Below are 18,055 nucleotides of genomic sequence, written 5' to 3'. Positions count from 1 at the left end.
GTGGCCCGGTGCCGCCGACGAGGGTTTTCTCACGATCTCAACGGGGAGTCATTCATGATTCTGAACTCGAAGGCGATGCGCCGCGCGGCGGTCGCGGCGTCCGCCGCGTCGATGCTGGTGCTCACGGCCTGTTCCTCCGACGGCGGCTCGGACTCGGGCAGCGAAGGGGGCACCGCCGCCGGCGGTGAGGGCCGCGGACCGATCACGATCGTCGAGGGTCAGGATCCGCTGAACACGGCACTCGAGAGCATCATCGCCGACTGGAACGCGGAGAACCCGGACGAGCAGGTCACCTTCAAGCCGTTGGGTAAGGAAGCGGACCAGCAGCGCGACGACATCACCCAGCGCATGCAGGCCCAGAGCGACGAGTACGACCTCATCGCCGTGGACGTCACCAACACCGCCGAGTTCGCGGCCAACGGCTGGCTGCGGCCGCTCGAGGGTGACTACGCGATCGAGACCGACGGCCTGCTGCCCGCCACGGTCGACTCGGCCACCTACAACGGCACCCTGTACGCGGCGCCGAAGAACACCAACGGCGCGTTCCTGTACTACCGCACGGACCTGGTCGACAAGGCCCCGGCCACGTGGACGGAGCTGAAGGAGCAGTGCCCGAAGGCGCAGGAGGCGGGCATCGACTGCTACGTCGGGCAGTTCAAGAACTACGAGGGCCTGACGGTCAACGTCTCCGAGATCGTCAACGCCTACGGCGGAGCCTTCGTCGCCGAGGACGGCACCACCCCGGCCATCGACGACAAGACCGCCGAGGGCCTGCAGTTCATCGTCGACTCGTTCGAGGACGGCACCATCCCCGAAGCCGCACAGACCTACACCGAGGGCGAGTCGCAGAACGCCTTCGGTGAGGGCCGCGCCCTGTTCATGCGGACCTGGCCGGGCTTCTTCACCGACGGCGAGTCCTCGTCGGTCGCCGGCCGCTACGGCATCGCCGTGCTGCCGGGCGTGGACGGCCCCGGCGCCTCCACCCTGGGCGGCTACAACGTCGGTATCAGCGCGTTCTCCGACGCGCCGGCGACGGCCCGCGACTTCCTCGAGTTCATGCAGACGCGTAAGTCGCAGACCTACTACGCCGAGGCCGGCGGCGCGCCGGTCCTCGAGGAGGTCTACGACGACCCGCAGATCCTCGAGCAGTACCCGTACTTCGCGACCCTGAAGGAATCCCTGGCCAACGCGCAGCCGCGTCCGGTCACCCCGTACTACTCGCAGGTCTCCAAGGCCATCCGCGACAACGCCTACGCGGCGATCCGCGGTGAGAAGACGGTCGACCAGGCGCTCGCGGACACCCGCGCCGGCATCGAGACCGCCGGCAACTGATGCAGGAGTAGTACATGGCGAAGCCGCAGGTCGAGCCCGCGGATCAGTCGCCCCTCACCACGGTCGGGACCGCAGTGCTCGGTCCCGACCGTGGCCGTGGAGGCGGCCGGCACCGAGCCCCCGAACCCCCCGAGCCGCCGGCCGCGGCCGCGAAGCCGCGCCGGCGGATCCCGGTGTGGGCGTTCGTCGCGCCGACCCTGGTCGTGCTGGCCGTCGTCATCCTGTATCCGCTCGGCCGGGCGGTATGGATGTCGTTCCACGGCGACGCGAAGAAACTCGACCCCGAGACGGGCCGGTTCGTCACCGGCGGCTTCGTCGGACTCGAGAACTACGTCCGCTGGATCACGCAGACCTGCGGCACCGCGACGGGCTCGATCCCGTGCCCACCGGGCACCCTCGGCTCGCAGTTCTGGGGTTCGGTCGGCAACACCTTCTTCTTCACCGTGGTGACGGTCGCGCTCGAGACGGTCATCGGGTTCGCGATGGCGCTGGTAATGGCGAAGTCGTTCCGCGGTCGCGGCCTGCTGCGCGCGTCCGTGCTCGTGCCGTGGGCGATCCCGACGGCGGTCACCGCGAAGCTGTGGTTCTTCATCTTCGCCAACGACGGCATCGCCAATCAGATCCTCGGCACCGAGATCCTGTGGACCGCCGACCCGTGGCCCGCGCGCTTCGCGATCATCGTCGCCGACGTGTGGAAGACCGCACCGTTCATGGCGCTGCTCATCCTGGCCGGGCTGCAGATGATCCCGTCGGACGTGTACGAGGCGGCGAAGGTCGACGGTGCCACCGCCTGGCAGCGGTTCACCCAGATCACGCTGCCGCTGGTCAAGCCCGCGCTCATGGTCGCGATCCTGTTCCGCACGATGGATGCGCTGCGCATGTACGACCTGCCCGCCATCATGATGGGCTCCAACCCGGCCACCTCGACCATCTCGGTGCTGGTGGTCGACCAGATGCGTCAGGGCGCGAACTCCGCGTCGGCCCTGTCGACGATCACGTTCCTCATCATCTTCGCGGTGGCGTTCGTCCTGGTCCGGTTCCTCGGTGCCAACGCGGTGCGCACGCAGGAAGAACAGCGGAAGGGGACCCCGGCATGAGCCGACCGGGCACCGGCAAGGCACTGCGCGGCAGTATCGGCACCTACGTCGGCGTCGCGCTCATCGTCGTGTGGGGCCTGGCCCCGTGCTACTGGATGATCGTCACGGCGCTGCGCGACCCGGCCGACACCTTCAGCACCACGCTGTGGCCGTCGAATCCGACGCTGCAGAACTTCGCGGACGCCCTGGATCCGTCGGCGAAGGTCAACTTCTCCCGGGCCCTGCTCAACAGTGTGATCATCGCCGGGGCCACCACCGCGATCGCGCTGCTGGTCGGTGTGTTCACCGCCTACGCCCTGTCGCGGTACGACTTCCGCGGCAAGTACTTCGTCACCGGCATCATCCTCGGTGCGTCGATGTTCCCCGTCGTCGCGCTGGTGACGCCGCTGTTCCAGCTGTTCACCGACCTGGACTGGATCGGGACGTACCAGGCCCTGATCATCCCGAACATCTCGTTCGTGCTGCCGCTGACGATCTACACGCTGACGTCGTTCTTCTCCGAGTTGCCGTGGGAGCTCGAGGAGGCCGCCCGCATGGACGGCGCCAGCCGGGGGCAGGCGTTCCGGATGATCATGCTGCCGCTCGCGGCGCCCGCGCTGTTCACCACCGCGATCCTCGCGTTCATCGCGACCGTCAACGAGTTCCTGCTCATGTCGCAGCTGTCGACGGAGAGGACCGCCCCGGTGACGGTGGCGATGGCCCGCTTCACGGGAACCGACCCGTACGTCACCCCGTATGCGTCGATCATGGCGGGCGGCACCCTGGTGATGGTGCCGCTGGTGGTGATGGTGCTGATCTTCCAGCGTCGCATCATCGCGGGACTGACCGCCGGCGGCGTCAAGTCGTGAGCCGACGGCCGTCGCGCCGGCAGCGACTCGAGCTGCTGCTCGGGTTCATGACGATGGTCACGCTGCTGGCGCTGGTCGGCGCGGTCGCCGGGTTGCTGTCCGCCACGCCCGGCGTCGTCCCGTCGCTGCTGCTGCTCGCGTGCGTGGTGGCGTGGGGGCTGACGTTCCGGGCCTGGCGGCGCACCGGCTCCTGAGGGGCTCGCATCGCCGCAGGTCGGGGCCGGATTCTCGACCCCGGACCGCGGGCCGGACCGGGTCTGCGCGGCCTGCGGTACCCGTCACATCGGGGCGGAACTCCGTACCATGCGGTCGAGAGGGTGCGATCATTCGTCGGACCCGGATCTATCCGAGAAAGTGGTACGTGTGAGTTCTACGACCCCGTCGAACCCCCAGCACAGGAAACCCGCCGCCGGCGCGAAAGCGCGGCGGTGGCGCATCGTCGGCAACCTCGCGCTCGCCCTGGTAGCCGTTCTGGTGCTCGTGCCGGCGCTGATGTTCGCGGTGGCGTACATGTCGACGGACGTGCCCCGCCCGTCGGACATGAAGACCAACCAGGTCGCGACCGTCCTCGCCGCGGACGGTACCACCGAGCTGAGCCGGATCGTGCCACCCGAGGGCAACCGTGTCGAGGTCGATCTGGCAGAGATCCCGGAGCACGTACGCAACGCCGTGCTCTCGGCCGAGGACCGCAACTTCTACAGCAACCCGGGCTTCTCGGTGAGCGGATTCGCCCGCGCGGCCCGCGACAACGTGCTCGGCAAGGAGACCGCCGGCGGCGGGTCCACCATCACCCAGCAGTACGTGAAGAACGTGCTCGTCGGCGCCGACCGGACCGTCACCCGCAAGATGCGGGAACTGGTGATCTCGACGAAGATGGCCAGGCAGTGGTCCAAGGACGAGATCCTGCAGGCATACCTGAACACCATCTACTTCGGCCGCGGCGCCTACGGCATCGCCGCCGCCGCGCAGGCGTACTTCGGCAAGCCGGTCGGTGAGCTGTCGGTCGCGGAGGGCGCCGTGCTCGCCGGGGTGATCCAGACCCCGTCGGCGCTCGACCCCGAGTTCAACCGGCCGGCGATCGAGGCGCGCTGGAACTACGTACTCGACGGCATGGTCGAGATGGGCGAGCTCGACACCGCCGAACGCGACGTGCAGGAGTTCCCCCCGACGGTGCCGGCCGCACAGGCGACGCAGGCCGACGCTGCCACCGGCCCCGAGGGGTTGCTGCGTACCCAGGTGATCCGCGAGCTCGAGGCGGCGGGCATCAGCGGCCAGGTGCTCAGCACCGAGGGCCTGCAGATCACGACGACCATCGATCCGCGGGCGCAGCAGGCGGCGATCGATTCGGCGCGCGAGACTCTCGAGGGGGAACCGGCGAACCTGCGCACGGCCGTCGTGTCGATCGATCCGCGCTCCGGCGCGGTGCGGGCGTACTACGGCGGTGAGGAAGGGGCCGGGTTCGACTTCGCGCAGGCCCCGGTGCAGACCGGTTCGGCGTTCAAGGTGTTCGGCCTCGTCGCGGCGCTGAAGGACGGCATCGGCCTCAACGCCCGGTTCAGCAGCGCCCCGTTGACCGTCGGCAATCTCGAGATCGGCAACGTCGAGGGCGAATCATGCGGGGTGTGCACCATCGCCGAGGCGCTGAAGCGGTCGCTGAACACCAGCTTCTACCGGTTGATGATGGCGATGGAGGACGGGCCGCAGAAGATCGCCGACGCCGCCCACGAGGCCGGCATCCCGCTCGAGATTCCCGGCGTCGACGGCCCCACGCTCAGCCACAACGGCGGCGCGCCGGAGGGGGGCATCGTGCTGGGTCAGTACCAGTCGCGGGTGATCGACATGGCGTCGGCATACGCCACGCTCGCCGCCTCGGGGACCTACCACCAGCCCTACTTCGTGCAGCGCGTCGTCAACGCCGAGGGTGAGGTGCTGCTGGACCGGCCCGCGTCTCCGGGCGAGCAGCGCCTCGATCCGGCCGTCGCGGACAACGTCACGCAAGCCATGCAGCCGATCGCCGCGTACTCGCGCGGACATGCGCTCGCCGGCGGGCGGCCGTCGGCGGCCAAGACCGGCACCACCCAGCTCGGCGACACCGGCCTGAACAAGGATGCCTGGATGGTCGGGTACACCCCGTCGCTGTCCACGGCAGTGTGGGTCGGCACGCCGGACGGCACCGCCATCACCAACAGCTGGGGCGGGTCGATCTACGGTTCGATGCTGCCGTCGGACATCTGGAAGGGCACGATGGACGGCGCCCTCGAGGGCACCGAGGTCGAGAGCTTCCCGTGGCCCGATCCGATCGGCGGGCAGGCAGGCGTGCCGGTCGACACCGGGGTCACGGCGCCGTCGAACAACGTCCCCGCCCCGGTGCAGCTGCCCCAGCTGCAGCTGCCGGAGCTGCCGCCGATCACGATCCCGGCGCCTCCGGTGGAACTGCCACCGCAGATCCAGGTGCCGCAGCAGATCGAGGTGCTGCCGGGCGTGACGATCCAGATCCCGGGGTAGGCGCTGCCGTCGTGCGTGTGGGCGGCACCGCCGCCGTGGGTGTGGGCGGCACCGCCGCCGTAGGTGGGGGCGGCACCGCCGCCGTGGGTGTGGGCGGCAGCGCCGCCGTGGCATCGTCGCGGACCCACTCTGATCCCGCACGCCCCCACGGCTGCGCGGCGGCCTCGAAGGTGGCGAACGCCTGCGCTGCCGTGAGTTTCCCCGCGGTGATCGGACCGAACAGGCCGACGATCCCCCACGCGAGGAACTGCACCGCGGGATCGAGCGCCGCGTCGTCCGCCCCGCGGGGTGCACCCAGGTGACGGGTGAGGACCTCGTGGACCATGTGGGCGGTGGCGCGCACGAGCACGGCGTCGCTGCGTCGGCCGGCCAGGGCCGCATACACCCGCGGGTACTCCTCACACAGGTCGAACACGGTGCGCACCGGCTCCCAGGGCGACGACCGTCCCCGGGCGCGTTCCTCGACGGCTCGCTGCATGTATTCGGTGCAGCTCACCACCAGCAGGTCGTCCTTGTCGCGGAAGTGATGGTAGAACGTCGAGCGGCCCACGTCGGCGCGGTCGAGGATGTCCTGGACCGAGACGCGGTCGTATCCCTTCTCGGTGAGCAGCTCGATCAGCGCGCGGTGCAATTCGGTGCGGGTCCGCCGGACACGGCGGTCCTGGTGGGGAGGCACGGGTTCTCCTGCGATCGTCGGCGTTACCGGACATTGTGCGCCCGAGTGTGCCGAACCGGACGCTTTCCGGGGTTTCGCTCCTGGTGCCGTGCCACCGTCGCCTCCACCATGGAGCCATGACACACAACGAATTCCGGCAACGGCCCGAAGTACACGACGATGCGCCGGGGGTGCTGATCACCCGGGTCCGCGGGTACGCCGCGTTCAACGCGGTCTTCTTCGCCGGTCGACGTTCGCGGGTCGACGCCGCGGCGGCGGACCTGCTCGACCTGCAGCTCGGCCAGCGAGTCCTCGACATCGGTTGCGGACCAGGTGATTTCGCCCGGGTGCTGGCGGCGCGGGTCGGTCCCACGGGCCGTGTGGTGGGCGTGGACCCGTCACGGCCGATGATCGATCATGCGACCGCCCGGGCGGGGACCGTGCCGCAGTGCGAGTTCCGCGTCGGGACGGCGCAGGACCTCGACGATCCGGACGAGTCGTTCGACGCGGTGACCGCGACGTTCTCGATGCACCACATTCCCGAGGATCGGCGCGACCACGCGCTGGCCCAGTTCTTCCGTGTACTCCGCCCCGGCGGCCGGTTGCTGCTCGCGGACATGTTCCCCACCGACCGGGTCCGCCCGTTCGCGGTGCGGGTGCTGGCCCGTGCGATGGGGCACCGGCACGGCGGGGCCGACGCCTCGGACGTGGCCCGCGACCCGATCGCCGCCGTCGACGTCCGTCGCTACGCCGGCGCTCTGCGCAGTACCGGATTCGGCGAGCCGGTCTTCCATCGGATCAGGCCGTCGACCGGCTGTCTGATCGCCGTCAAGCCCGCTCCTCGCGGATGAGCCGCACGGCGTGGTCGACGACGTCGCCGACCGTCACGGACGGCTCGTCGAGCCGGTCGATCGCCATGGACTCGACCAGCGACCACCACCCCCGGATCCGTATCCGCGTCATCGGGGTCGGCTCGATACCGATCGCCGCGACGGTGCGTTCGACCATCGTGTTCCGCATGTTCTCGTGGATGGCCCGGATCTGCGGATCGGTGCCGAATCCACCGTGGAAGAACGCCTGATAGTGCCGGCCGTGCCGATCGATGAACGCCACGAACGGCTGCACGACGGCGCGCAGCGGGTCGGCGTCGTCGGGATCGGGGACGGCGGCCCGCAGCAGGCGCCGCGCCGCGGCGGCGACCACCGCGACGTAGTAGTCCTGCTTGGTGGGGAAGTAGCGGAACAGCAGGCCGCGGGAGATGCCGGCGATCTCGGCGACCCGGTCGACGGACAGGGCGTGAATCGGGCGGGTGGCGAGCTCCTGCAGGCCGATGGCGACGAGCTGGCGTTTGCGTTCCTCCGGAGGAAGGCGCCGCCGCTTCTCGGTGCTCACGGGTGGTCCCTCCCTCTTGATGGTGTGCTGCGCGCCCGGCTAGTCTAACTAAGCATTGCTCAGTTAGAGCTACGGAGGCCTCATGGATTTCGGTCAGTCGGAACGCTCGCGCGACTACCTCGAGCGCTTGCGCCACTTCGTCGCCACCGAGGTGGTGCCCGTGGAGGAAAAGCTGCGGCGCGAACGGGTCGCCACCTTCGCGGCACGCGGCGACTCCTCGGGTGACGCGACGTGGTCGGTACCCGAGGAGTTCCGCGAACTGCAGCGCAAGGCCCGCGCCCAGGGCCTGTGGAACCTCTTCCTCCCCGACGCCGACCTCGGAGCGGGACTGACGAACGTCGAGTACGCCTCTCTCGCGGAGGAGATGGGCCGCTCCCCGTTCCGGTCGTCGATCTTCAACTGCGACGCCCCGGACACCGGCAACATGGAGGTGCTGTACCACTACGGCAGCCCCGAACAGAAGGAACGCTGGCTGCGCCCCCTGCTCGACGGCGAGATCCGCTCGGCGTTCTGCATGACCGAACCCGGTGTCGCCTCCTCCGATGCGACGAACATGGCCGCCACCGCCGTCGTCGAGGGCGACGAGGTGGTGCTCAACGGACGTAAGTGGTGGAGCACGGGCATCGGCAGCCCCGACTGCAAGATCCTGATCTTCATGGGTCTCACCGATCCCCAGGCGCCCAAGCATCAGCAGCACTCGATGGTGCTGGTGCCGATCGACACCCCGGGGGTGAAGGTCGAACGGATGCTGTCCACGATGGGCTTCTACGACGAGCCCGGCGGCCACGGCGAGGTGTCGTTCACCGACGTGCGCCTGCCGCTCGACGCGATCATCGCCGGACCCGGCCGCGGATTCGAAATCGCCCAGGGCCGGCTCGGTCCCGGCCGCGTCCACCACTGCATGCGCCTGATCGGGCTCGCCGAACACGCCCTCGAACTCGCCTGCCGGCGCGGTCTCGACCGCGTCGCGTTCGGCAAGCCCCTGGTCAACCTCGGCGGCAACCGCGAACGCATCGCCGACGCCCGCATCGCGATCAACCAGCTGCGGCTGCTCGTGCTGCACACCGCCTGGCTGCTCGACACCCAGGGCCTGGCCGGCGCGCGCTCCGCCGTCTCCGAGATCAAGGTCGCCACCCCGCGCGTCGTGCAGCAGGTGGTCGACTTCGCCATCCAGATCCACGGCGGCGCCGGACTTTCGGACGATTTCCCGCTCGCCGGTGCCTGGACGGCCGCGCGGGCACTGCGCCTGGCCGACGGTCCCGACGAGGTGCACCAGGGGCTGGTGGCGCGCTTCGAACTCGGCAAGTACACCAACCCGGAGGGTCGCAAGTGACAATTCCCGACAACGCCCGCGCCGTCCGCGACGAGGACGCGTTCGACGTCGCGGCCGTCGCGGCCTGGCTCGGCGAGCACGCCGGCATCACCGGACTCCCGGAGGTGCACCAGTTCTCCGGTGGCGCATCGAATCTCACATACCTGCTGCGTTACCCTGACCGGGACCTCGTGCTGCGCCGGCCGCCGGTGGGGGCCAAGCCGTCCTCCGGTCACGACATGGTCCGCGAGTACCGCATCCAGTCGCTCCTCGCGCCCGCCTACCGGTACGTGCCGCGCATGGTGGGCCTGTGCACCGACCACAGCGTGCTCGGCAGCGACTTCTACGTGATGGAACGGGTACCGGGGACGATCCTGCGGGCGAACCCCCCGGCCGAACTCGACCTGACCCCCGAGCGCACCCGCACCCTGTGCCTGCGGATCGTCGACCTGCTCGTCGAGCTGCACGGCGTCGATCCCGCGGCCACGGGGCTGAGCGAATTCAGCCGCGGCTCCGGATACGTCGCGCGCCAGGTGTCGGGCTGGACTGCGCGCTTCGAGAAGGCGCGCACCGAGAACGTTCCGGACTTCGCCCGGGTCACGAAGTGGCTGAACGACACCCAGCCCGCCGACGTGGCCTCGGCCGTCATCCACGGCGACTTCCGGCTCGACAACGTAGTGCTCGACGAGAACGACCCGCTGCAGCCCGTCGCGGTGCTGGACTGGGAACTGGCCACCGTCGGCGATCCGCTGATGGACCTCGGTTCCTCCCTCGCCTACTGGGTGCAGGCCGACGACGATCCGATGCTGCTCGCCACCAAGCGGCAGCCGTCGGACCTGCCGGGCATGCTCACCCGACGCGAGATCGTCGACTACTACTCGAGCAAGACCGGTCTGGCCGTGGACAACTGGGGCTTCTACGAGGTCTTCGGCCTGTTCCGGCTGGCGGTGATCGCGCAGCAGATCTACTACCGCTACCACCACGGGCAGACCACCAACCCGGCATTCAAGGACTTCTGGGTGATCGTGGGCTATCTGGACTCGCGGTGCAACAAGCTGATCGACGACATCGAGGCGGGACGAGCATGAGCACGCGGCAGAACATCCTCATCACCGGGGCGAGCTCGGGCCTCGGCGCCGGCATGGCCCGCGAGTTCGCCGCGCGGGGGCGCAACCTCGCCCTCGCGGCGCGACGGACCGAGCGGCTCGAGGAGTTGCGCGACGAACTGCTCGCGCAGCATCCGGGCATCACCGTCGCGGTGCGGCGGCTCGACGTCGACCGGCACGAGGACGTGTTCACCGTCTTCCGGGAGTTCGACGACGAGCTCGGCGGCCTCGACCGCGTCGTCGTCAATGCGGGCCTGGGCAAGGGGCAGCCCTTGGGCACGGGCTACTTCCGTGCCAATGCGCAGACGGCAAACACCAATTTCCTCGGTGCGCTGGCGCAGAGCGAGGCGGCCCTCGAACTCATGCGCCCCCGCAATGCCGGTCACGTGGTGCTGATCTCGTCGGTGAGTGCGGTGCGCGGGATGCCGCGCAATCTCACGACGTACGCGGCGTCGAAGGCTGCCGTCGCAGCGCTCGGGGAGGGAATGCGTGCGGACCTGGCGCGCACGGGCATCCGGGTGAGCACGATCTTCCCGGGGTTCATCCGCTCGGAGATCAACGAGAAAGTGAAGAACGTGCCCTTCATCGTCGACACCGAGACCGGTTGCCGCGCACTGGCGGCCGCGATCGAGAAGGAACCGCACAAGGCGTACGTCCCGGCCTGGCCGTGGACACCGATCGCCTACGCGATGAAGGTACTGCCGCTGTCCGTCGTCAGCCGGATGGTCTGACGACGCCGCGTGTGTGGCCGAATGTCACATTCGGTCGATCGAATCGACGCGATGTGACATTCGCCCACCACCACCACCGTTACTACCACTACCACCCGCGAGGGGTGTTGTGACGCTACGGATCAGGCGTCGGCGCCGATGATGAAGGCCTCGAGCTCGGCGCGGGCCTTGTCGTCGGCCATCTGGACCGGCGGGGACTTCATCAGGTAGGCGGACGCCGGCAGGACGGGGCCGCCGATGCCGCGGTCCTTGGCGATCTTCGCGGCGCGGATCGCGTCGATGATGATGCCGGCGGAGTTGGGCGAGTCCCACACCTCGAGCTTGTACTCGAGGTTCAGCGGCACGTCGCCGAAGGCGCGGCCCTCGAGGCGGACGTACGCCCACTTGCGGTCGTCGAGCCAGCCGACGTGATCGGACGGGCCGATGTGGACGTCGTTGGCGCCCATCTCCTTCTTGAGGTTGGAGGTGACGGCCTGGGTCTTGGAGATCTTCTTCGACTCGAGGCGCTCACGCTCGAGCATGTTCTTGAAGTCCATGTTGCCGCCGACGTTGAGCTGCATGGTGCGGTCGAGCTGCACGCCGCGGTCCTCGAACAGCTTCGCCATCACGCGGTGGGTGATGGTGGCGCCGACCTGCGACTTGATGTCGTCGCCGACGATCGGGACGCCGGCCTCGGTGAACTTGGCGGCCCACTCCGGGTCGGAGGCGATGAACACGGGCAGCGCGTTGACGAACGCGACACCGGCGTCGATGCAGCACTGGGCGTAGAACTTGTCGGCCTCTTCGGACCCGACGGGGAGGTAGGACACGAGCACGTCGACCTCCGCGTCCTTCAGCGCCTGGACGACGTCCACGGGCTCGGCCTCGGAGAGCTCGATGGTCTCGGCGTAGTACTTGCCGATGCCGTCGAGGGTGTGGCCACGCTGGACGGTGACGCCGCTCGGCGGAACGTCGGCGATCTTGATGGTGTTGTTCTCGCTGGCGAAGATCGCCTCGGAGAGGTCGAAGCCGACCTTCTTCGCGTCCACGTCGAACGCGGCGACGAACTGGACGTCGCGCACGTGGTACGAGCCGAACTCGACGTGCATCAGGCCGGGAACGGTGGTGTTCGCTTCCGCGTCCTTGTAGTACTCGACGCCCTGGACCAGGGACGAGGCACAGTTCCCCACGCCTACAATGGCCACGCGCACCGAGGTGCTGTTCTCACCCATGGTCGGGTTCTCCTTCTTTGTTGCGTTGTGCTGTCGACTGCTCGGCGGCGATCAGTTCGTTGAGCCAGCGGACCTCGCGCTCACTGGACTCGAGGCCGAGCTGATGAAGCTGACGGGTGTAGCGATCCAACGTCCCGCTGGCCCGTCCGATTGCGTCGCGGAGCCCTTCCCTGCGCTCCTCGACCTGGCGGCGCCTGCCCTCGAGGATCCGCATCCGCGCCTCGGCGGGGGTGCGGCTGAAGAAGGCGAGGTGCACGCCGAAACCGTCGTCGGTGTAGTTCTGCGGACCGGTGTCGGCCACCAGCTCGGAGAAGCGCTTGCGGCCCTCCGGGGTGAGCTGGTACACGCGACGGGCTCGTCGCTTGACGGTGCCGGGTGGTCCCGAGTCCTCCTCGATGAGTCCGTCGGCCTGCATCCGTCGCAGCGTCGGATAGAGGGAACCGTAGGAGAAGGCGCGGAACGCGCCGAGCAGCCCGGTCAGTCGTTTGCGGAGCTCGTAGCCGTGCATGGGCGACTCGAGGAGCAGCCCGAGAATTGCCAGCTCGAGCAAGAGGCCTCCTCCACCGTGTCGTCGAACTATCCGAGTGATGCGATCACCGATTATATCGCACCGATATATAGGACGATAACTGACAGAAGTTTATGTGACAACGGGTATCGGTAAGAATGTCAGGGTTCGAAGTCGAGCTGGCCGTCCCGCGTAGGCGGTGTCGAGACGACCGCAGGCTTGCGCCCGGTCGGTGTCGTGTGCCCGCGTTCGAGGCGTGTGTCGGCTCACCACCCGGGCAGCCTGGAACGTCCGATATGTGCGTGTCGCACAGTCACGCGGCCCACACCCCGCCCACCCGCGTGCCGTCCGCACGTACTCTGGACCCGTGCGGATACAGCGGCAGGTGGTGGACTACGCGCTGCAGCGCAGGTCGCTGCTCGCTCAGGTCTACTCGGGGCGGACCGGCGTCTCGGAGGTGTGCGACGCCAGCCCCTACCTGCTCCGCGCCGCCAAGTTCCACGGTCGGGGCAGTGACGTGGTCTGCCCGATCTGCCGCAAGGAGCAGCTGACACTCGTGTCGTGGGTGTTCGGCGACAAGCTCGGCCCGGTGTCCGGGTCGGCCCGTACCGCGGAGGAACTGGTCCGCCTGGCCGCCAGCCAGGAGGAGTTCTCCGTCCACGTGGTCGAGGTGTGCCGCACGTGCAGCTGGAACCACCTCGTCCAGTCCTATGTCCTGGGGGCGGAGCCCGCGCCGAAGCGGCCCCGCCGCAGGTCGACCGGCCAGAGCCGCCGCACCGCGAGCGAGTGAGCCGTGCGCGACCCCTGCTGAACCGCCCCGTCCCCGGTGAAGTCCCCGGGTGACCCCGCACTGCCCGAACACTGCACTGCCCGAACACTGCACTGCCCGAACACTGCACTGCCCGAACGCGCGCTGCCCGACGAGACCGAAGTCTGCAGACGTGAAACGAGGACGCGTGCCGCGCGTCCGCGCTACCGGTTGGAGATGAGTACGTGAGTTCCCCCCACAACGACCCGCAGGGCGAACGGCCGATGCCGCCGCACGGGAACGGACCGGCAGGTCCCCCGCCGCCGCGGCGACCGGGACCTGTGGGGGGTCCCCCACCGCAGCGTGGTCCCGGCGGGCCGCCGCCCGCCGACCGGCGGATGCCCCCGCCGCAGGGACGCCCGTACCCGCCGCAGCCGCCGCGCCCCCAGCAGGGCGGCCCGCGGCCCCAGCCGTATCCGCCGCAGCAACGTCCCCCGCAGCAGTACGGGGGCGCAGGGATGCCGTCGCCGGACGCTCGCGGGCCGCGACCGCAGCAACCGCCGGCCGACCGGACCCGGCAGCTTCCACCGCAGAACCGGCCGCCGGTGCAGAACCGCAACCCTCAGCAGCCGCCCGACCGGCCCGCCGGCGCGCCCCCCGGCGGGCGCCCGCCGACCCCGCCCCCGACCGCACGTGGCGGGGGTGACGAGCCGCCGCGTGGTCCGGGCGAACCCAAGTCGACACGCTGGCGCACCGTGCGGCGCGTCGGCTACGTAGCCGTGGCCCTGGCCCTGGTACTGCCGATCCTCGCGTTCATGCTGGCCTACGTCGTCCAGGAGGTGCCGCGTCCCGGTGACCTGAAGACCAATCAGGTCGCCACCGTCTTCGCTTCCGACGGCTCGACCGTCATCACCAAGGTGGTGCCCCCCGAGGGCAACCGCACCGAGGTGCGCCTCGACGAGATCCCCGAGCACGTGCGCAACGCCGTGCTCGCCGCCGAGGACCGCGACTTCTACAGCAACCCCGGATTCTCGGTCAGCGGCTTCGCCCGCGCGGCCCGCGACAACATCCTCGGCCGGGAGAGCGCCGGCGGTGGCTCGACCATCACCCAGCAGTACGTGAAGACGGCGCTGGTGGGCTCCGAGCGCACCTTGACCCGCAAGATGAAGGAACTCGTCCTCGCGTCCAAGATGGCCAACCAGTGGTCCAAGGACGACATCCTCGCCGCCTACCTGAACACCATCTACTTCGGGCGCGGCGCGTACGGTATCGCTGCTGCCTCCACGGCGTACTTCGGCAAGCCCGTCGGCGAGCTCACCGTCGAGGAGGGTGCCGTGCTCGCCTCCTCCATCCAGCTGCCGTCGCTGCTGGATCCGGAGACCAACCCCGAGGGCGCCCAGGCGCGCTGGAACTACGTCCTCGACGGGATGGTGACCGCCGGCACCCTCGACGAGGCCGACCGGGCGTCGATGCAGTATCCGCGGTACGTGCCGCTGGCCGAGGTCGACAACGGTGGACAGTCCAACGGACCGGAGGGCCTGCTACGCAACCAGGTGCTCCGGGAGCTCTCCGAAGAAGGCATCGACGAGAACCTGCTGAACACCGAGGGACTCCAGATCACCACCACGATCGACCCGCAGGCGCAGGAGGCCGCGCTCGACGCGGTCCGCACGAACATGGAGGGCGAGCCGGAGGAGCTGCGCACCGCCGTCGTGTCCGTCGACCCGCGCAGCGGCGCCGTCCGCGCCTACTACGGCGGCGACAACGGCGGTGGCTTCGACTTCGCCCAGTCCGGTCTGCAGACCGGTTCGTCGTTCAAGGTGTTCGGCCTGGCCGCCAACCTCGACCAGGGCAACCCGCTGTCCGCGATGTACGACAGCGGCCCGCTCACCGTCAACGGCATCTCGATCGGCAACGTCGAGGGCGAGAACTGCGGCACCTGCACCATCGCCGAGGCGCTGAAGCGGTCGCTCAACACCAGCTTCTACCGGATGATGCTCGAGATGGACAACGGCCCGCAGGCCATCGCCGACATGGCGCACCAGCTCGGCATCCCCGAGGAGATCCCCGGCGTCGGCGAGACCCTCACCGAGCCGGGTGGCGTCGGCCCCAACTACGGCATCGTGCTCGGCCAGTACCAGTCCCGCGTGATCGACATGGCGTCGGCGTACGCGACGCTCGCCGCGTCCGGCACCTACCACGAGCCCTACTTCGTGCAGAAGGTCGTCACCGCCGACGGCACCGTGCTGCTCGACCGCGGCACCCCGGCCGGGGAACAGCGGGTCGACGAGGCCGTCGCCGACAACACCACCGCCGCGATGATGCCGATCGCCGCGTACTCCAACGGACACGCCCTCGCCGGCGGCCGCCCGTCCGCCGCCAAGACCGGCACCGCGCAGCTCGGCGACACCGGCTCGAACAAGGACGCCTGGATGGTGGGTTACACGCCGTCGCTGTCGACGGCCGTGTGGGTCGGCACCGAACAGGGCCTGCCCCTGGAGAACAGCTGGGGCGGCATGATCTATGGGTCCGGCCTGCCGTCGGACATCTGGAAGGACACGATGGACGGTGCCCTCCAAGGCACCGACGTCGAGAAGTTCCCCACTCCCGAACCGATCGCCGGACAGGCCGGTGTGCCGGCGTACTCGGCGCCCGCGCCGCCGAGGACCACGACGCAGACCCCGACGACGACCGAGCGGACGACGCCGGAGCTGCCCACGCCGCCGGAGATCACGACCCGCAACGTCGAGATCCTCCCGGGCGTGACCATCCCCATGCCGGGCGTGGCGCCGCAGACCACCACCCGGCAGGTGCCCACCCCGGCCCCCACCACGGAGGAGGACACGCCGGGCTTCGGGACGCAGGACGAGTCGACCGGCGCCGGCGGAGACGAGCAGTCCGGCAACAGCCGCTTCCAGGAGGACCCCGTCGGCGCCACACCCGGCGGGTAGCCTCGCGGGGTGACCGAGAAGAGAGAGCTCGCGTCGCCGGGTCCGCTCGTCGCCGACCGCCGCTCCGCGGACTGGCGCGACGCACCCGGATGGACCGACCCGACGGTGTCGCGTCTGTCCACCGCCATCGGCGGCCCCGTCGGGCGGTACGCGCTGCTCGGTCGCACCCGGTTCTTCACGCCGCTGCGCGCGCTGCTGCTCCTGGCGGTGGTGTTCCTCGCTCTCGGCTGGTTCACCAAGGCGGCCTGCATCCAGCAGGGGCCGGTGGGTGAGAACGGCGTGCTCGGGCTGGACTGGAGCGGCAACCGGCAGTACGTCGCCATGTGCTACTCCGACGTCGTGCCGCTCTACGGCGCCGAACGTCTCAGTGCCGGCGCCTTCCCGTACAAGACGTCGTGGGAGGAACCCGGGCCGGACGGGCAGACCCAGGTCCGGTACATGGAGTATCCGGTCCTCGCCGGCCTCTACCAGTACGTCTCGATGCGGGCCGCGAAGGCCTGGGACGCCGCGTCGTGGCTTCCGGGCGGCCTGCAGGTGGCGATCTACTTCGACATCGTCGCCGTCGGTCTCGCCGCGGCCTGGCTCGTCACCGTGTGGGCCACCGCGCTCTCCGCCGGCCGGCGAATCTGGGACGCGGCGCTCGTCGCCGCCTCCCCGCTGGTCGTCGTGCACGCCTTCACCAACTTCGACGCCCTCGCCACCGCCTTCGCGGCCGGTGGGCTGCTGGCCTGGGCACGGCGGCGGCCGGTGCTCGCCGGGGTGCTGCTCGGACTCGGTGCCGCCACCAAGCTGTACCCGTTGCTGCTGTTCGGTCCGCTGCTGCTGCTGTGCCTGCGCACCGGGAAGCTGCGGGCGCTGGGACAGGCGGCCGGTGCCGCGGCGGCTGCCTGGCTCGCCGTGAACCTGCCGATCATGATCCTCTACCCACGCGGCTGGGCCGAGTTCTTCCGGCTCAACACCGAACGCGGTGCGGACCCCGATTCGATCTACAACGTCGCGCGGTCACTGACCGGGTGGTCCGGCTGGGACACCTCCACACTGAACTCGGTGTCGCTGTTGTTGTTCGCCGTGGCCTGCGCCGGCATCGCGTGGCTCGCGTGGACGGCTCCACGCCGCCCCCGCCTCACCCAGTTGTGCTTCCTGGTGGTCGCCGCGTTCCTGCTCACCAACAAGGTGTGGAGTCCCCAGTACTCGCTGTGGCTGGTGCCGCTGGCCGTACTGGCTCTGCCGCACCGGCGGATCCTGCTGGCGTGGATGACGATCGACGCCCTCGTCTGGGTGCCGCGCATGTACTTCTATCTCGGTGCCGAGAACAAGGGTCTGCCCGAGCAGTGGTTCACGACGACCGTGCTGCTGCGCGACCTCGCGGTCGTGGCGCTGTGCGCGCTCGTCGTCCGGCAAATTCTCCGTCCGGCCGAAGATCTCGTGCGCTACGGATTCGTCGACGATCCCGTCGGTGGTGTGCTCGACCACGCCCCCGACGCTCCCCCGCGGTGGATACCGGAGCGGCTCCGGCCCGGCGCCCGGCGGAAATCGCCCCCCGAATCGTCCGATCCACGAACACCCGCGTCGAGCGCCGCGCCGTAGTTGAGAGCCGCGCGCAAAGGTGTTTCCCGCGCGCGTAAGAACATGCGCAGGAGGAACTTCCGCGCGCGGGCG

16 protein-coding genes are annotated in these 18,055 nt (G+C 69.6%); 12 read left to right on the top strand and 4 right to left on the bottom strand.

All coding sequences use genetic code 11. The features are described 5' to 3' along the window. Window positions 1-54: 54 nt before the first annotated feature. From QYS60_RS06975 to QYS60_RS06955, 5 genes are all read left to right on the top strand, one after another. On the top strand, window positions 55-1,332 hold the full coding sequence (locus QYS60_RS06975; RefSeq protein WP_371382756.1) for an ABC transporter substrate-binding protein: 1,278 nt from the start codon (window positions 55-57) through the stop codon (window positions 1,330-1,332). 14 nt (window positions 1,333-1,346) lie between these two features. Continuing rightward, entirely contained in the window at window positions 1,347-2,429 is a 1,083-nt protein-coding gene (locus QYS60_RS06970) for a carbohydrate ABC transporter permease (protein ID WP_003934947.1), read from the top strand. Further along, a complete protein-coding gene (locus tag QYS60_RS06965) occupies window positions 2,426-3,277 on the top strand; it encodes a carbohydrate ABC transporter permease (RefSeq protein WP_054371783.1) in 852 nt (283 codons plus the stop codon). The genes QYS60_RS06970 and QYS60_RS06965 overlap by 4 nt, the downstream gene beginning before the upstream one ends. Beyond that, on the top strand, window positions 3,274-3,471 hold the full coding sequence (locus QYS60_RS06960; RefSeq protein WP_371382755.1) for a hypothetical protein: 198 nt from the start codon (window positions 3,274-3,276) through the stop codon (window positions 3,469-3,471). Before QYS60_RS06965 ends, QYS60_RS06960 begins: the two co-directional genes overlap by 4 nt. Window positions 3,472-3,580: 109 nt before the next feature. After that, entirely contained in the window at window positions 3,581-5,782 is a 2,202-nt protein-coding gene (locus QYS60_RS06955; RefSeq protein WP_371382754.1) for a transglycosylase domain-containing protein, read from the top strand. Here QYS60_RS06955 and QYS60_RS06950 read toward each other — a convergent pair. Beyond that, entirely contained in the window at window positions 5,685-6,458 is a 774-nt protein-coding gene (locus QYS60_RS06950) for a TetR/AcrR family transcriptional regulator (protein ID WP_371382753.1), read from the bottom strand. The genes QYS60_RS06955 and QYS60_RS06950 overlap by 98 nt on opposite strands. A 116-nt stretch (window positions 6,459-6,574) precedes the next feature. Between QYS60_RS06950 and QYS60_RS06945 the strand changes: the two genes are divergently transcribed. Next, complete coding sequence (locus QYS60_RS06945; RefSeq protein ID WP_371382752.1) at window positions 6,575-7,288, top strand: class I SAM-dependent methyltransferase; 714 nt, start codon at window positions 6,575-6,577, stop codon at window positions 7,286-7,288. Here the strand turns inward: QYS60_RS06945 and QYS60_RS06940 are convergent. Then, a complete protein-coding gene (locus QYS60_RS06940) occupies window positions 7,266-7,829 on the bottom strand; it encodes a TetR/AcrR family transcriptional regulator (RefSeq protein ID WP_371382751.1) in 564 nt (187 codons plus the stop codon). The genes QYS60_RS06945 and QYS60_RS06940 overlap by 23 nt on opposite strands. An 82-nt stretch (window positions 7,830-7,911) precedes the next feature. Between QYS60_RS06940 and QYS60_RS06935 the strand changes: the two genes are divergently transcribed. Genes QYS60_RS06935 through QYS60_RS06925 form a run of 3 tightly spaced genes read left to right on the top strand, consistent with a single transcriptional unit; the run spans window position 7,912 to window position 10,978 of the window. Further along, window positions 7,912-9,162, top strand: coding sequence for an acyl-CoA dehydrogenase family protein (locus tag QYS60_RS06935; RefSeq protein WP_371382750.1), 1,251 nt, complete (start codon window positions 7,912-7,914; stop codon window positions 9,160-9,162). Next, window positions 9,159-10,229, top strand: a complete 1,071-nt coding sequence (locus QYS60_RS06930) for a phosphotransferase family protein (protein ID WP_003934941.1) — start codon at window positions 9,159-9,161, stop codon at window positions 10,227-10,229. The genes QYS60_RS06935 and QYS60_RS06930 overlap by 4 nt, the downstream gene beginning before the upstream one ends. After that, a complete protein-coding gene (locus QYS60_RS06925) occupies window positions 10,226-10,978 on the top strand; it encodes an SDR family oxidoreductase (protein WP_289381461.1) in 753 nt (250 codons plus the stop codon). The genes QYS60_RS06930 and QYS60_RS06925 overlap by 4 nt, the downstream gene beginning before the upstream one ends. A 122-nt stretch (window positions 10,979-11,100) precedes the next feature. Here QYS60_RS06925 and QYS60_RS06920 read toward each other — a convergent pair whose 3' ends face one another. After that, the gene (locus QYS60_RS06920) at window positions 11,101-12,189 is read right to left on the bottom strand and encodes an inositol-3-phosphate synthase (RefSeq protein ID WP_003934938.1); all 1,089 of its coding nucleotides are present in this window, start codon (window positions 12,187-12,189) and stop codon (window positions 11,101-11,103) included. Next, window positions 12,182-12,739: a PadR family transcriptional regulator gene (locus tag QYS60_RS06915; protein WP_003934937.1), complete on the bottom strand. Its 558-nt coding sequence runs from the start codon at window positions 12,737-12,739 to the stop codon at window positions 12,182-12,184. Before QYS60_RS06915 ends, QYS60_RS06920 begins: the two co-directional genes overlap by 8 nt. Before the next feature lie 325 nt (window positions 12,740-13,064). Between QYS60_RS06915 and QYS60_RS06910 the strand changes: the two genes are divergently transcribed. The 3 genes from QYS60_RS06910 (at window position 13,065) to QYS60_RS06900 (ending at window position 17,983) form a co-directional block, all read left to right on the top strand. After that, complete coding sequence (locus QYS60_RS06910) at window positions 13,065-13,487, top strand: DUF5318 domain-containing protein (protein WP_048771266.1); 423 nt, start codon at window positions 13,065-13,067, stop codon at window positions 13,485-13,487. 476 nt (window positions 13,488-13,963) lie between these two features. Further along, window positions 13,964-16,396: a transglycosylase domain-containing protein gene (locus QYS60_RS06905; protein ID WP_371382799.1), complete on the top strand. Its 2,433-nt coding sequence runs from the start codon at window positions 13,964-13,966 to the stop codon at window positions 16,394-16,396. 9 nt (window positions 16,397-16,405) lie between these two features. Continuing rightward, window positions 16,406-17,983, top strand: coding sequence for a glycosyltransferase family 87 protein (locus tag QYS60_RS06900; RefSeq protein WP_371382749.1), 1,578 nt, complete (start codon window positions 16,406-16,408; stop codon window positions 17,981-17,983). Window positions 17,984-18,055 lie beyond the last annotated feature (72 nt).

It is taken from the genome of Rhodococcus sp. GXMU-t2271, from assembly GCF_041414735.1.
Taxonomy (GTDB): Bacteria; Actinomycetota; Actinomycetes; order Mycobacteriales; family Mycobacteriaceae; genus Rhodococcus; species Rhodococcus indonesiensis.
The sequence above is the reverse complement of the archived record's forward strand: the minus strand, read 5'-3'. Positions and strand labels throughout refer to the sequence as shown.

Excerpts from the sequence above, each read along its gene's own strand:
- QYS60_RS06935 (WP_371382750.1), top strand. The coding sequence starts at position 7,912 with ATGGATTTCGGTCAGTCGGAACGCTCGCGCGACTACCTCGAGCGCTTG.
- QYS60_RS06965 (WP_054371783.1), top strand. The coding sequence starts at position 2,426 with ATGAGCCGACCGGGCACCGGCAAGGCACTGCGCGGCAGTATCGGCACC.
- QYS60_RS06920 (WP_003934938.1), bottom strand. The coding sequence starts at position 12,189 with ATGGGTGAGAACAGCACCTCGGTGCGCGTGGCCATTGTAGGCGTGGGG.
- QYS60_RS06970 (WP_003934947.1), top strand. The coding sequence starts at position 1,347 with ATGGCGAAGCCGCAGGTCGAGCCCGCGGATCAGTCGCCCCTCACCACG.
- QYS60_RS06955 (WP_371382754.1), top strand. The coding sequence starts at position 3,581 with ATGCGGTCGAGAGGGTGCGATCATTCGTCGGACCCGGATCTATCCGAG.
- QYS60_RS06975 (WP_371382756.1), top strand. The coding sequence starts at position 55 with ATGATTCTGAACTCGAAGGCGATGCGCCGCGCGGCGGTCGCGGCGTCC.
- QYS60_RS06905 (WP_371382799.1), top strand. The coding sequence starts at position 13,964 with ATGCCGTCGCCGGACGCTCGCGGGCCGCGACCGCAGCAACCGCCGGCC.
- QYS60_RS06925 (WP_289381461.1), top strand. The coding sequence starts at position 10,226 with ATGAGCACGCGGCAGAACATCCTCATCACCGGGGCGAGCTCGGGCCTC.
- QYS60_RS06945 (WP_371382752.1), top strand. The coding sequence starts at position 6,575 with ATGACACACAACGAATTCCGGCAACGGCCCGAAGTACACGACGATGCG.